Genomic DNA, 14,887 nt, shown 5'->3' with positions numbered 1-14,887 from the left:
GTGCAGAAAAATGCCTGTACGTGCCGCTCGCTTTTGTTTGTTGGGGTTACGGATAAGCCAAGCTTCTGCTTAGGAGAACCGGAAGTCCGCGCGGGCGGCCTGCCGGACCGCCTGCTCCAGCAGTTTGGCGACCCGGGCGATGTCTGCAAGCTCGGCGCTCTCGCGCGGATTGTGGCTGATGCCGTCCCGGCAGGGGATGAAGAGCATGCCGACCTGGGTGTAATCGGCCCAGTGCATGGCATCGTGGCCGGCGCCGCTCGGCAGGGTCATGCAAGAAATGCCGTCCTTTTCGCAGAGCCCCGCGAGGAAGGATACCATCTCCCTGGAGATGGGCGCCGGCGTGCCGCAGCCGAGGTGCTCGATGGTTAGGGGGATGTGGCGCGCCGCGGCTGCCTGCCGGGCAAAATCCTCAATGTGCGCAGCGGCAGCAGCCTTGGCCTCGGCGGAAATGCTGCGGATATCGACGCCGATGGTCACTTCGCCGGGGATGACGTTCATGGCGCCCGGTTCGACGTCAACCGTGCCGACTGTGCCGACGACGGGCGGCTCCGTATGCGATCTGGCCTCGCGCTCCACGGCCAGGATGATCTCCGCCGCGGCGCAGAGCCCGTCCGCGCGCAGATTCATGGGCGTGGCGCCGCTGTGATCGGCGCGGCCGTGCAGGTGAATGCGCATGCGCGTCGGTGCGGCGATGCCCGTGACGATGCCGATGTCCTTTTTCATGCTCTCGAGCACGCGGCCCTGTTCGATGTGTACCTCAAAGAAGGCCTTGAGCGGCTTGTCGTAGCGTGCGGATGCCAGTGCCTCGGGATGGAGATGGCGCGACAGCAAGGCCTCGCGCAGCGTCACGCCGTCCTTGTCTTTAAGGCGGGTCAGGTCCTCCTGCGTGAGCTTGCTGCGCATGGCCCGGCTGCCGAGCGTCGCCGCGCCGAAGCGGCTCGATTCCTCGCACATGAACAGGACGATCTCGAGCGGTGCATCCGTCTCGATGCCGTCTTCCTCAAGGCTCTTGGCGACCTCGATGGCCGAGAGGATGCCGACGATCCCGTCGAAGTTGCCGCCGTGCGGCACACTGTCGCCATGTGAACCGAACATGACGGCGGGCAGGTCCTCCCGTCTGCCCGCCCGGTGCGCGATAATGTTGCCGAAAGCATCCTCGCGGCAGGAGAGGCCGGCGTCCTTCATCAAAGACAAGAGATACGCGCGGCAGGCCCAGTCGCTGTCGGTAAACGCCAGCCGCATGATGCCGGCGCCGCCATTTGGGGCGGTGAGCGAACGGATATGTGCGAGCCGTTCTTCGAGACGAGATGCAGATATCATGATGAAAACCTCCTTGCAGTAGTTACCGTTTATACCGTTATGGATAATTTTATCATTTATTATCATCCTTCTTCAATGATGAGGGAACGTCTTCATCCTCCCAGTTTGGAAGATAGAACCGCCTTGGATTATCGGACATATTTCCCTGCTTAAACCATCCTTATTAGCTTTATTAGCTTTTTCTCTTCAAGAATCTCTGTTTCTCTTGTGCACTCTACTTGCCCAGAATGGGCAGGTCAAAAATTGCATGTATCGTCGGTTCCGGTTAATTCAGCCCATCTGGCTGACAATAATTTGGCATATTTTATGGGGAGTAATCCGTAGGTACCCAAGGAATAACCTTCATTGACCTCAAGAAGAAGCGTCTTTCCGTCAGATGTTAATCCAAAGTCAATGCCGTAGCCATTGGGAGCCGTTGTATAATCTGCAACAGCTTTTTCCATGAACTCGTAATCAGGGATGCACTTCCAGTTCCCGCTATAGCGGCGTATGTCCAGGATTTTTCCGTAACGTACGAAACAACGCCATTCTGCAATGAAATCTACGGGTTCGCTGCAGTAAACCTGAAAATCTGTACCATCCGAGCCGCAGCCCATCAAGTCTTTGGGGCTTTTTACCAAAACTCCGGTGAAACGTTTGTCTTCGTGCGGCTTTATGAAAACAGGCCAAAGATCTGGATTGTTGTTGATGTGGTTGATGGTGTCACTCCAGACCTTCCGCCCCAAGTAGTTGTAGAGTTCTTTCGGGTAGCCAAGGCTGGGGATGGGAAGATTGAGGGCTGTGAGCCTTTGCTGAATCATACCGATGTGCCCAACGACAATATCGCATTTTTCTGCTGTTGATAATTGATCCATATGAGAAAAAGGGACAAGTTCAAATCCCATTTCTCTAAAACCAAGATAGGCACAGTAAATATTTGAATTTCTTGGTATGCCAGTGTCGAAAGATTGAATAAATATTTTCATATTAAACCTTCTTTCCGTTAGAATATGTTGTGCTTTTTTATATACTTTTGTATACTAAGGAAGTATCTATTAATAAAATAATTCGTTATGAGAACACTAAAGTCCTACTTTTCTGCTGTAAATAACTGCTGTAAATAAAAGGTAGGGGATTTTATCATGATAATGCAAGGAGGAAATTGAAATGGAGCGTTTAGAAGAAATCCTGGCTGCCAACAAAGCATTTGTGGCGCATGGCAAGCATGACTATACGGAAGAGGATATTGCCGCGAGCAAGCTGCCGAAAAAGAAAATGGCTATTTTCACCTGCATGGACACGAGGTTGACGGAGATTCTGGAGCCGGCCATGGGCATCCAGCGCGGTGATGCCAAAATCATCCGCACGGTCGGCAACTATCTCACCGGCGAATTTGACACGGTGATTCGCAGCCTGATGGTGGCTGTCTATGAACTGGGCGTCGAAGAGATTTTTGTCGTCGGGCATTACGAATGCGGCATGGCCAAGACGACGGCAGACAGCCTCGCCGCTGCGATGCGTGCTCATGGTGTAAGTGAGCGCGCCATTGACAAGATTCATGGCGAACTCGAGGCCTGGGCCAACGCGTTCCGCGACCCCGTCGAAAATGTCAAAGATGCCGTGGCCAAGATTGCCGGCAATCCCTACATCCCGAAGAACATCAAGTTGCACGGCCTGATGATTCATCCACGCACAGGAAAGCTCGATGTCATTCAGAACGCGTAAATATATACCTGATGGCTGGCAATGATAGCAGCGATCCTGAAGTGCATATTTTCCCTTAAAAACACTACAAAAATAAGAGAATATTCCCTTATTGAGTTGATTTTTCCCTTATTCTCATCTATAATTTAAGGGAAAAGCAGGGAGGGGAAAGGATGAGAGATTTTCATTATGCTTTGATTCATGATAAGACCTGGGACTCGGAAATGCTTCGCCTGATTGCTGCCATCTATAAAGAAGCCGGTAAACAGGAACTTTATCTGAAGCAGAAGCCAGAAGAACTAGAGAAACTGGTTGAGGTTGCCAAGATCCAGAGTACTGAGGCTTCCAATGCGATAGAGGGCATCGTTACGACGAACACACGAATCCGGCAGCTGGTTGAAGAGAAGACTACACCGAAGAACCGTGATGAGCAGGAAATTGCGGGATACCGTGATGTGCTGAGTATCATCCATGAAAATTTTGATGTCATTCCCATTACGCAGAACTATATCTTGCAACTCCACAAGATTCTTCACAGCCATATGAACAATCCGGCAGCTGGCAAGACTAAGGCTGTGCAGAACTATATCAGTGCTGCTTATCCGGACGGTCATACGGAAATCTTGTTTACGCCATTGGCTCCGTATGAGACGCCAGAAGCACTTGATCGTCTGTGCGCAGAATACAATCGTGTTATCGGAAATGGGGAAATCGAGCCTTTGATTGCCATTGCAGTCTTTATCCATGATTTTCTCTGTATCCACCCGTTTAATGATGGGAACGGCCGCATGAGCCGGCTGCTCACGACGCTTCTCTTGTATCAGAATGGGTTCTATGTTGGAAAATATATCTCGCTTGAAGCAAAGATTGCCAAGAATAAAGCGTTATATTATGAATCCTTATCTGCCTCCCAAAGTGGTTGGCATGAAGGGAAGGAAGACCCTGTACCATTCATCAAATACCTGCTCGGCACAATCCTTGCTGCCTATAAAGATTTTGAAGAGCGTGTCGAGCTGATTGAGCCAAAGCGCTCGGCGCTGGACACGGTAAGGATGGCAACCAAAAACAAAATCGGTCGCTTCACGAAACAAGATATTCGGGAACTCTGTCCATCCTTGAGCGTCAGCTCGATTGAATCATCTCTGCGGAAACTTGTTGCTGCGGGGGAACTGGTACAAGAAGGGGCAGGGAGAGCAACACGATATTATCGAACCGGCTAACATGTGCAAGATCCACCACATGAATGCTTTCATCACGCTGAGCGTCGCCAACGACATCGCCGGTGGCCGTTTCCGCAGGCACTAAAAAAGAGACTCCAGCCAATCAGACGGCCCCGATGCGCGGGCTCAACAAGATGGCCAACACCATGGTAGGGGCGAGGAGGCCTGCTCACAGGCGGCCTCAGCAACCGGGCACCGCATACCACGGTATCCAAGGATACGCAGACGAGCACATCGGAAAGCGTAAATAAACGAAAAAACAATAACAGAAAAAGGTGAAAGGATTCCGTTAACCCTTTCACCTTTTCTGTCATTGTTAAACCCCTTATTGAAATAAGATGTCGCCACCGAAAATAGGCTATTAAACTTTCCTTCTTCCTCATACCATGACTGATACTCTTCTTCTACAAATTTCGGATCGTGTTCATCTTTATTGAATGTACCAGTTCTCTTATATTTCTTTTATTTCCCCGTGAAGCAACGCCTTTTATCGCCTTTTCATCCATTTTGCAATTCCGCCACCTTTTCTAAAGCCGGTTGTTTCCTATACTGGAAAGCATGACGATGTCATTCAGACTGATTTGCCCAGATAAGGATATAGACTTTGGGAAAATCAGCATTTATGCGGATTTGCAGGAATTTGAGTGGTAAATAGGATTGTGTTCTAAACACCGACAGGCTATAATAAAGGCAGGAGGCGAGGAACATGAGCGCGATTCTTGAGCAATTGATACAACGCAGGAAAGAACTGCATATCTCCCAGCAGGAAGTGGCCAGGCGCATGAAGACAGGACAGACGACAGTCGCCCGCATTGAGACGGGTGCCCGCTCACCAAAACTGGAAACCGTAGAACGATTTGCTCGGGCTTTAGGGTGTGACATCGTTCTGCAACGAAACGATTGATGCTGCTGAGGCATACCATAGCAAAATCGAAATAAGAAGGGGGCTTTTCGAGGGAGGAAAAATTGCATGAAAGCTAAACGGACGTATAAAGATTCGCTTTTCCGGAATATCTTCAATGACAAGAAACGCCTTGCCAGCCTTTATCGGGCATTGACCGGCGAAACCATCCGACCACGAGACATTCGGCTCACGACACTTCGTGGCGTGTTCTATAACGACATCAAGAACGACATCAGCTTCCGGATTGGCGACCGTGATGTCATCCTGATGGAGCACCAGAGTTCCTGGAATCCCAATATGCCACTGCGGATGCTTTGGTACTTGGGAAAGAACTGCTACAACATCAACTATGATACACCGAGCGATCTGCTCGATGGCTGCTACGAGCTTCGCTGCTACAGTATCTTCGTGCAGAAAGTACGGGATGGCGTCCAGACAGGGCTGGAGTTAAGCACTGCCATCCGGCAAGCGATTGCCTACTGCAAGACACATGACATCCTGGCTGATTATTTCCAGAAGAACGAAAGTGAGGTGTTCGATATGGTCAACTTCAAATGGGACCAGAAACGAGCTCTTGAGATTGCCAAAGAGGACAGCTTTGCGAATGGGAAAGATGTAGGAAAAGAAGAAGGGATTATTATCGGCGAACGCAAGGCTACGCTAAAAATCGCTTTATCACTCTTGAAACAAGGGCTGAAGGTTAAAGACATCATCAAGGCAACAAATCTTTCCCTCGAAGAAGTGCGTAAGATTGCCAGAGACAACAATCTGGTATGCTCGTAAAAGAGCCCATGCTTTTTGGAACACATTATAAACCGCTGGTACACAAAGATTATTAGATTATATGAGAACACGTAAGATTATACGCATACATTAACTCCCAAACATTACTTCCGATAAGTATAAATTATCGGAAGTTTTATTTTGCCCAAAAATAAACCGTAATTTTTACTTTTGGTATTACTACAACAATCTATTGAATACCTGTTTTCATCTTGCCGACATTCCTTATAATCCTTGATATTACTTGTCTTAAATGCAACTATTCCGTTTTACTCCTCCGGTAACACCGTATAATACTATATAATACCAGTATTAGTATTACTCACGGACATACAAAAAGCCATCCGGTCGCTTGTCGGCATGCATCGTGTGATGCGCCTTTGACTGGATGGCTTTTCCATTTTATATATGTATGGTATGGTTTTGTGAGGCTCAGTCTCTTTAGTCAGTTCCCGTGTCGGACTGGTATGCTGCCAGAAACCGGCTTCTGGCTTCGTGGTGGCTGTGCACGAGCTTTTCGATGAGGCGCTGCAGACCTTCGTATTCCTGCTGGGTCAGGCTGGTTTCCTCCAGGAGCTGATAGGCGGCCTGCAGGAATGCGCGGACGTTTTTCCTGGCGTTTGCCGGCTCCGCCTCGTCCTGTGCCTCGTCCCGCGTGTGCTCGGCCGCGTCCCCGCCATGAGACTTGTTCTGCTCATTTGAGGGCAAAAGGCTGCCGAAGGCCGTCTGGTATTCGTGCATGAGGATCTCGTAATCGTGGTCCGTCAGATGGCGATACGCATACGTGCCCTGGCTGCGGCTGTCGGCGGCCAGTTCGTTCATGCTTTTGAGCGTGGCCTGGAAGTCGCGGTTGTAGAGCTTGCGGTTGAGATTGCCGGCCTGCTGCTGGTAGCGTCCCATGGCCTGTTCGAAGAGCTGCATGGCCGCGCGCAGCTCTTCAATCTTGGCAAAGGACTGCGAAAGCCCTTTCTGATGATGATGGATGACGGCGAAGGACTGTGCGCAGGCTTCGACCTGGCTCGTCAGGCGCTCGATGGCCTGTTCGCAGGCGGTAAAGCGGCCGCGCGTTTCTTCCATCCGGAGGTCTTGTTGTAACTTTTTTAGTGACGTCATGAAGTCATCGAGGCAGGCGTCGATGCCCGCAAGTCCCTCTTGATATGCCATAATGGCCTCGCAGGCATCCTGCAGGGATATGGAGGGTGGCGAAGCTGCTGCGCCCCCTGTGCCGGTTGTGTCCTTCGAATCGCTGCCATTGGCGTTATTTGTGTTGTTTGTGTTGTTTGTATGGTTCATCGTTCGCTGTCCCTTCTCTGCTTTCTCTGCCGTTTGACTCACTGCCTGTCCCGGTCATTGCAAGCGGCTGCGCCGTCAGCTGCCGGACGGCGGCCCTGGCCTGCTCGATACGCGAAAGGCTGTCCCCTGTCCCCTGCTGCACCTGCCGGTTCCACGCAAGGAGCGAAGCACCCGCAAAGTCGTAGCGGCTGAGGGCCGTTTGCAGGGCCTGATAAAACGCTGCGTCCCCGGGGCCGTAGGCTTCTTCCCAGGCGGTCCTGGCCTCCTGCAGCAGCTGCGGCGCGCCTGCACGCGCGAGCAGGAAGGCCGCCACGAATTCGGGGCCCTCGATGTCCGGCTGATGCAGAAGCGCGGCAGCACCATGGCTGCGGCTGCGTCCATGGTCGCTCCAGCCGGCGGGGATTGCCGCATAGCTATACAGGGCTGCGGCAAAATCGCCGCGGTCTTCCTGCACCTTGCCCCGGCAGTAGGCAATCATGTCGGGATCGCTGTCCTCGCGCAGATAGATCTTGAGGGCCAGTTCGTACTGTCCAAAGTCCAGCGCGCGCTCGGCCGTCTCGAGACGCTCGTACTGGTCCCCCGCCGAAAGCCTGCTTTGAAGACAAACGAGCCAGGTCTGGTGCTGATACGGGCTCGTATCGCCGAGGTCTGCCGCACAGTCGATGAGGCCGGCCTCTGCGGCTTCCTGCAGGAAGGCATGGCTGGGGCTGCCGGGCCGTGCGCCTTCCTCATAGATCAGCAGGCCGCGGTTGGCCCGCGTCGCGCCGACGTAGAAGTATTTCCAGGCCATGGCGGGATCGAAGGCCATATCGCTGAGGATGTCGCAGAGCAGGACGGCCGGGTACTCCATGCCCTTGCAGGAGAGCACGTCGGTAACGGTATCCTCCGCCGTCATGCCGAAGCGGCCCTGCGTCCCGGCACCGGCATTGAAATGAGAAAAGGCGAAGACGGGCATGAGGCTGCCCGGCTCGAGACGGCGCCAGAGGTCCTGCGTGAGCAGGCGGCGGTTCTTCTCCGACGGCAGGATCCAGACGGGCTTCCAGCCGGCAGGCGTCAGCGGCGGCACCTTAATCTGCTGCAACTCGGCTTCCTTGAAGGTCAGGATGTGGCGCTTGCGGAAGTGCTGCAGGATCATGTCCTGGAACGCGATGATGCTGCGGCTCGAACGGTAATTGTAGCGCAGGTAGCGCGGCCGGCAGGCCTCTTCCGGCAGCGTGCGCCCATGCATGGCATCGAGGCGGTTCAGCGTCGTGCGCATCCACGACTCCTCGAAGTACGTGGGCTGCACCATCTGGCAGCGGTCCGAAGCCAGGCGCTTCGCGCGCGTGCCGCAAAGCAGCTTGAAGATCGCCAGAAGCTCGCGCTGCGTGAGGTCCTGGCATTCGTCGATGAAGGCGGAGGTATAGGCGGCCTCCTCAGTCGCCGGGGCCCGGAGGATCAGGCTGGCCACGTCGTTGTCGTCGAGCAGGCCGTGGCGTTTGAGGTACGCCTGATACGCGGCAAAGACGCGGTAAAGCGCGCGGACCCAGAAGGCATCGCGGCGGCTCGCCTTTTTCTCGCGCATGAGGAGCTGCTGGTACTCGTCCGCGGTCAGGAACGCGAGCCGCGGCTCTCTTGCGTCACCCTCGCCCGCCTTTTCGTCCCCGTCCGCCGGCAGGCGCGCCGCGCCCTTGATGATACCGTGGATCTCGCGCCAGGCCATGAGCAGCGTCGCTTCTTCCTCGCCGCGGGCCTCGGCCGGCCAGAACTGCCGCCAGTCCACCTGCTCCTGCCAGAAGCGGCGGAAGACCGTCAGGCTCTGCGCCGCGTTCAGCAGGCAGCGCTCGGGCAGGCGAGGATACCGCTCCTTGACGTGCTGGCGCAGGAACGCAAACGTCGTCATGATGACGGGCTCCCCGTCCGGCTGCTGCGGCGCGTCCGGACGCATGACCTCCTGACGGAATTCATAGGCAAGGGTGTAGACGAGGTTCTCAGACATCGTCAGATAGAGGCAGCGATGGCCGGGCCTCTGCCATTCGTCCTGAATCCACTTGAGTCCGACGACCGACTTGCCCGCGCCGGCATTGCCGACAATCGAGAGATTCGAAGCCGCCTCGGCCTGCCTGCCCTCTGCAAGCAGCGACTGCTGCACCTCGTCGTAGACGAAATGCTGCGGCGTCGCGAGGTATTCGCCGAAAGAAAGCGCCTTGTCCCGCTCGTGCACCGACTGCCAGGATTCGAGCTGCTGCAGGAAATCGTCGACGTCGTAATACACGTAGCCGATGCTCTTGCCGCGAATCTTGCGGATGTCGACCATCTGGCGGTCATGGCTGCTCAGGGCCAGCAGCGTCAGGATGCCGTCCTGATAGACCATGCTGAGGCGGTGGTCGCCGATGCGGCGCTTGAAGACGCGCTTGCCCCTGGCTCCTGCCACGAGCTTGAAGTCGTTGCCCGCCGCCTGGCGCTCGCCCGTGAAGATGCGTTCCATCTTGCGCAGGCGCGGCAGGAAGGATTTGCGGAAGCGTTCCTGATACGCGCGCGGCACATGGCGGAAGATGTGCTTGTCAAACTGGATGCCGCGAAAGAGGCCCTGTCCCGGCTTTTTGCCGCCATCGCCCGCAGCAGCAAAATCGCGGCGAGGCGTGCCGTCATGCAAGGCCTCTCTTCCCCGCCCGGCAGAGGCTGTGTCCGCCTTGGCCGCGGGATGATCGGCCCGGGATGCGTCAGCCGGCGCCGAGGCTGCCTTCGCCCCAGGCGCTCCAGGCGCCGCCGGCGCTCCAGGCGCCGCCGGTGCTGCCGGCGTCATCATGGCCGGCGAGAGCGGCCCATGCCCCGGCAAGGCGGCATGAGCTGCCGGCATCGAGGGGACGGGCTGCGACGTCTCCTTGGCGGCGGCTCGCGCGAGCTCCTCTTGGCGCCTGGCGCGCAGCCAGGCCAGCACATCGTCGAGCTCCCTGCCCGTATAGAGCACCTGCAGCCCCCGCCCGGCCACGGTCGAAACGCGGGCCGCATCAAGCGCCTCGACCGTGAACTGGCGCCCCTTGCGGCAGACGGCATACCGGATTGTCTCGCCGCGCGGCCAGCCGCAGGCCAGGAGCCATGCTTCAGCCGTGCCCTTGCTCGTGAATTCACACGAAAGAGCGTGCGGGAAGCCTTCAGACGCCCGGCGCGCTTCTTCCGCCGTCCGGAACAGGCCGGTTTCCCAGCCCCGGGCCACGGCAAAATACGCATGATCCGAGCCGAATGCCCGCTTCTCCTCATCCGTCTCCGCCTGCAGCGGCGCGTAATGCGCCTCGTACGTGAGCCGCCCCCAGACGAGGCGGAAGAGGCGCCGCACGGCCCTGCGGCTCTCCCTTCCCAGGGGGCAGGCAGCAAGATATCGGTCTTCCCACTCGGCAGGCATATGGCGGGATGTTTTCATGCGCGCGCGGATGAACGCCTCCATTTCCTCGTAAAGGGTCCAGTCCGGATGCCCGCTGCCCTCCTGCAGGCACAGGGCGGGCGGAAGCTCTGCGCGGCAGGCGCGAAGCTCGTTTTCCCGCCGCTCGGAAAGATATGCAAGACGGTGCTCGCGCCGCTTGATTTTCGTGAGGCCTGCGGCAAGCGCGCGGCCAACCGCTTCGTCCCAGCAGACGGCCAGCAGGAGATGCATGCCGTCGGCCACGTCGTAGACACCAAAGCGCGGCAGGTCCGCCATATTCTCCGGCGGCAAAGCTTCTACGCTCAGCCTGCCGCCCGCGATGCCTGCTGGCGTTTCCGGCTGATGGGATGCAGGCGCGGCGGCCGGAAGCGCCTCAAGAAGCTCCCGTCCGTCTGCGGCGAGCCTTGCGGCCTGCTCGGGATAACGCAGGCAGGCAAGACATGACCGTGCCGGCCAAGAGCGGTCAGCTGCCGCTGGTGCCAGCCCGCCTTTTGGGGCAGCAGGCACCAGAAGCGCGCACGTCATCTGCGCAAGGGCCTGCCTGCAATATTCCCGCCGGGCACGCCAGCCGGGCTCGCAGCCCGACGCCGTCAGACGCAGTTTGCCGGCTTCCCAGGCCGCCTGTGTCGCCTGCAAGGTCTCCTGAAGCTCCGGCCAGCCCGCTTCGTCAAAATCATGTTTGGCCGCCAGCGCACGCTGCCAGAAGAGTTGCGGCTGGCGCCGGGCGATGGGCAGCAGGGCCTGCCAGTCCGGTCCTTGCCCCTCTGCGTCAGCCCCTTTCGCGTCATCCCACACGGCCTGCCAGCGTGCAGCCATCGCCTCGAAAAAGGACGAAAGCCCCTCGCCTGTCAGTTGTTCCTCTGCCGAACGTCCTGCGCGGATCACGGCCAGCGCCGCCAAAGCCAGGTAAGCATCCGGCAGCGAACGCGTGTCGAGCTCCGGCAGCACGGCGCAGGCCTGGGCCAGCACCGCATCAGAAGAAGCTGGCCCGGGCTGGCGCTCCCCGCCCGCCGCAGCCGCTGCAGGCATTGGAGCACGCGCAGGTATCGCAGCCTGTGCAGTCATGGCAGCCGCATCCTTCTGCACGCGGCGCCGGAAGCGTTCCGCCGTGCTCATGTGCGCGGCGTTGTACGTCCGGGCAAAGGCCGCACGCTGCGCCTCGCCGCCCGCGGCCGCGCGCACGAGCTGCGGATACTTCTCATCGTACGCCAGCCACTGCTGCGCGCGTGCGGTATATGTCTGCAAAGCGCCGCGGTACAGGGAGGGAATGCGGTAGGCCTTCCCGAAGGACGCGGCCAGCTGCTTGGCCGACTGCCGGCGAAAATTCGGCCAGTCCTCCCGCAGCAGCGCGGCAAGCGCAGTGAGCAGCCTGCGTTCCTCCTCCGCCGGCGACGGCAGGAACGTATCTGGCGCCTCGCCGTCAGACACCTTGACAGCCTGCGGCGGCATGCACACCGCATCGTCATCGGCCGCATCGGCGCGCTGAGGAAACGCCGTCCCGGGCATCACCGCATATGGCCGGTCGTAGGCCGCCCGCATGACATCGGCCGCCAGCACAGCCAGAGCCTTTCCATTCGCCTGCGCCGGCTCAGGCAGGGCGAGAACTGGCACGGGCAGTCCCTCGCCCAGATCGCAGACAAGCAGACAGGAAGCTGCCGCCCGCCCCGCTGCCGTCCGCTCGGACACCTCCGCCCACTCGCGCCCCGTGAGGACGGCTGCGAGCAGCCTCGCGTCGGCGCGGCTCCGCGCATAAAGCAGGATATCATCTCCCTGCGACAAGCAGGCTGTATACGAAAGCCCCAGAAAGACCGATGCCGTGCCGTCCGGCAGATACCGGCACAGAGCAGCAGCCAGGGAGACATCCCCCGCCTGCCGCGCACCATGCTGCAGCATTCCCATTTCCCGTTCACTGGTTCGTTTTGATAGCGATCGTTGATGTTTTTTCATAGCAAGTCCAATCCTTTAGCAGTTCTTACCCATAGTATACCGCAGGGCCTGTCCTTCCCACAAGGATGGCCGGGGCCCAATCCCTTCCTTCCCAGGCCTTCCCAGAAAAAAGAAACAGCCCTTGGAGCGCCATATCCTCCAAGGGCTGCTTTGTTCTTCTTACATGTTGCAGAGGCGTGGAGCCGTTCCTCTCACTGAATGCCTTTCATCGTGCAGTAATCCTCGATACCCTTCACGACGGGCGCGAAATTCTCCGCGACATTCGCGATGCGCACGACCCGGTACTGGCCGTCCGGCTGCCGCAAAAGCGTAAGCTTCAGCTGCATCTTCGGCACGAGCTGGCCGTATGCGCTGGCATCGCCCGTGATCTCGACGAGCGCGCTGGCCCGCGCCCCATCCTTCTCGGGCGTGACCGTGAGAAGCTCCGCCTTGTAATGCGGCACGATATCCTGGGCTTCCTTTGCCACAAAGGCCGCGTCGTCCATATCGTCGGCATTGGACACGATGGCATCCGGCTGCAGGAAGAGGCTCCAGGCGTGCTGCATGAGCGCCAGATCCTGCGTGCGACGCTCGGCAATATACTGCTCCATAAACGCCGTATCGTGGCAGAAAAACCAGTCCTGCGGATACATTGCATGAAGCGCCTCGATGTCGCGCGCCAGGATAGCCGTGCTCTCATCGTAGGCCGACGCTGCGATGGCATCGATGTCGGCGTAGCGCGCAATCGTTTTCTCGTCGCGCTCCGCGATACCCGTCAGCAGCGCCTGCATCGCGTATTCCGGCGTGCGCTTTGACTCATACCGGTACCCGCTGACGCCAATCATGACGAGCACGAGCAGCAGGATGCCGGCAATGAGGCGATGGTTCTTTTTGGCAAACATGATTTTCCTCCTAAGCCAAGCGTCAATCAGTTGGCGCCGCCTTCGTTGTTGGCTTCGCCGCTGCTCCAGACCTTCTGGGCGTAGACGGCGTTGAAGAGCAGGGCTGCCTGCAGGGCGACCTGCGAGAGGTTGGCGCCGAGCGTGCCAATCGTGTTGTCGCCCATCATCATCTGGACCGAGAGAATCGACCAGTACAGGAAGTTCGCGATGATGTCGTCGGCCTTGATGCCCTTCTTCGACCAGAAGGCCTCGACCTCGGCGTTGTCGTCCATGTAGAAGCCGTCATGCGAACGCACGATGCCGTAGGTGGCATCGGGGGTGTTGTCACTGTCTTTATTTTACTACGATTCTCCGGCGTGCGCAAAAGCTGCGGACGCGCTCAAGCCCCGGCCGCCGGCATTGACAGCGGGAACCCGGAAACGCTAGAATGAAAGGTACAACTTGATGCAAACACACAAAGGAAGCGATATACATGCAAAAACAAAAAGCCGGCATGGCCGCGGCGCTCGGGACATACGTCATCTGGGGCCTGCTGCCGCTCTACTGGAACCTCCTGGCCGCAGCCACGGCCGATGAGATCCTCGCACAGCGCGCCTGCTGGTCCTTTCTCTTCATGCTGCTCGTGCTCGTCATCACGAGGCGCTGGCAGGCCTTTAAGCGCGACTGCCGCGAACTTTGGCAGGACAAAAAGCGCGGCCTGCTGCTCATCGCCGCAACCGTCCTCATCACGCTGAACTGGCTCACCTACATCTGGGCCGTCAACAACAACCACGTCATCGATACGAGCATCGGCTACTACATCAATCCGCTCATGAGCGTCCTCTTTGGCGTCGTGTTCTTCCGCGAGCGGCTGACGGCGTCCAAGAAAGTCAGCTTCGCTCTTGCGGCCATCGGCATCCTGCTCATGACGTACGAGCTCGGCAAGCTGCCGTGGATTGCCGTGGCGCTGGCCCTGACGTTTGCCGTGTACGGCGCCGTCAAGAAAAAGCTGCACCTCGCGCCGTTCTCGAGCATCACGCTTGAGACCCTGCTGATGCTGCCGGCGGCCATCCCCTACACCATCTTCCTCATGCAGACGCCGCAGAGCCACTTCGGCCCGGCGTTCCCGCTCCTGACGCTGCTGCTGGCCGGCACGGGCGTCATCACGGCCGTCCCGCTGCTGCTCTTTTCCTATGCGGCCAACACCCTGCCGCTAAACGTGCTGGGCTTCTTCCAGTATCTGAGCCCGACGGTTGCCCTGCTGCTCGGCATTTTCTTCTTCCACGAGCCGTTCGGCCTCCAGCAGCTCTTCGCCTTCGGCTTCATCTGGGCGGCCCTCCTGATCTTCACGCTGTCCGAAAGCCTGCACCACCGCGCAGACAAGCCGCCCGCAACCGCACCCTCTGAATGAGAAACAGCCCCCGGAGACATGAAATGCCCGCTGTTCCTGCCGCAGGAAATCCAAATCCAACTCCAA

The 14,887-nt window shown here is 57.8% G+C and carries 11 protein-coding genes; 5 read left to right on the top strand and 6 right to left on the bottom strand.

Annotation, left to right across the window (positions count from 1 at the left end):
- Positions 1–69 precede the first annotated feature (69 nt).
- Together DWZ54_RS05200 and DWZ54_RS05195 are read right to left on the bottom strand one after the other, a co-directional pair.
- Complete coding sequence (locus tag DWZ54_RS05200; RefSeq protein WP_118474782.1) at positions 70–1,320, bottom strand: M20 family metallo-hydrolase; 1,251 nt, start codon at positions 1,318–1,320, stop codon at positions 70–72.
- 236 nt (positions 1,321–1,556) lie between these two features.
- The gene (locus tag DWZ54_RS05195) at positions 1,557–2,285 is read right to left on the bottom strand and encodes an ATP-grasp domain-containing protein (RefSeq protein ID WP_118474781.1); all 729 of its coding nucleotides are present in this window, start codon (positions 2,283–2,285) and stop codon (positions 1,557–1,559) included.
- 181 nt (positions 2,286–2,466) lie between these two features.
- Here DWZ54_RS05195 and DWZ54_RS05190 point away from each other — a divergent pair, with 181 nt between their 5' ends.
- The 4 genes from DWZ54_RS05190 (at position 2,467) to DWZ54_RS05175 (ending at position 5,910) form a co-directional block, all read left to right on the top strand.
- Complete coding sequence (locus tag DWZ54_RS05190) at positions 2,467–3,024, top strand: carbonic anhydrase (RefSeq protein WP_118474780.1); 558 nt, start codon at positions 2,467–2,469, stop codon at positions 3,022–3,024.
- A gap of 152 nt (positions 3,025–3,176) precedes the next feature.
- Positions 3,177–4,223 (top strand): Fic family protein, encoded by a 1,047-nt coding sequence (locus DWZ54_RS05185; RefSeq protein ID WP_118474779.1) that lies wholly within the window; start codon positions 3,177–3,179, stop codon positions 4,221–4,223.
- 706 nt (positions 4,224–4,929) lie between these two features.
- Positions 4,930–5,127 carry a helix-turn-helix transcriptional regulator gene (locus tag DWZ54_RS05180; protein WP_118474778.1) on the top strand — a complete coding sequence of 66 codons (198 nt, stop codon included), beginning with the start codon at positions 4,930–4,932 and terminating at the stop codon, positions 5,125–5,127.
- Between the two features lie 66 nt (positions 5,128–5,193).
- The gene (locus DWZ54_RS05175) at positions 5,194–5,910 is read left to right on the top strand and encodes a hypothetical protein (protein WP_118474777.1); all 717 of its coding nucleotides are present in this window, start codon (positions 5,194–5,196) and stop codon (positions 5,908–5,910) included.
- A 441-nt stretch (positions 5,911–6,351) separates the two neighbouring features.
- Here DWZ54_RS05175 and DWZ54_RS05170 read toward each other — a convergent pair whose 3' ends face one another.
- The 4 genes from DWZ54_RS05170 to DWZ54_RS05155 form a co-directional block, all read right to left on the bottom strand.
- Positions 6,352–7,074 (bottom strand): hypothetical protein, encoded by a 723-nt coding sequence (locus DWZ54_RS05170; RefSeq protein ID WP_147369897.1) that lies wholly within the window; start codon positions 7,072–7,074, stop codon positions 6,352–6,354.
- 94 nt (positions 7,075–7,168) lie between these two features.
- Positions 7,169–12,496, bottom strand: a complete 5,328-nt coding sequence (locus DWZ54_RS05165) for a viroplasmin family protein (protein ID WP_158573617.1) — start codon at positions 12,494–12,496, stop codon at positions 7,169–7,171.
- Positions 12,497–12,741: 245 nt separating this feature from the next.
- Positions 12,742–13,431, bottom strand: a complete 690-nt coding sequence (locus DWZ54_RS05160; RefSeq protein ID WP_118474774.1) for a hypothetical protein — start codon at positions 13,429–13,431, stop codon at positions 12,742–12,744.
- Between the two features lie 26 nt (positions 13,432–13,457).
- Positions 13,458–13,703, bottom strand: a complete 246-nt coding sequence (locus DWZ54_RS05155) for a hypothetical protein (RefSeq protein WP_199663243.1) — start codon at positions 13,701–13,703, stop codon at positions 13,458–13,460.
- Positions 13,704–13,903: 200 nt separating this feature from the next.
- On the opposite strand from DWZ54_RS05155, the gene rarD reads away from it, so the two are divergent.
- Positions 13,904–14,821 carry an EamA family transporter RarD gene (rarD, locus tag DWZ54_RS05145; protein WP_118474773.1) on the top strand — a complete coding sequence of 306 codons (918 nt, stop codon included), beginning with the start codon at positions 13,904–13,906 and terminating at the stop codon, positions 14,819–14,821.
- Positions 14,822–14,887: the final 66 nt, after the last annotated feature.

The organism is Mitsuokella sp. AF33-22, assembly GCF_003475755.1.
Lineage (GTDB): Bacteria > Bacillota > Negativicutes > Selenomonadales > Selenomonadaceae > Mitsuokella.
This window is presented reverse-complemented; position numbering and strand designations above follow the sequence as displayed.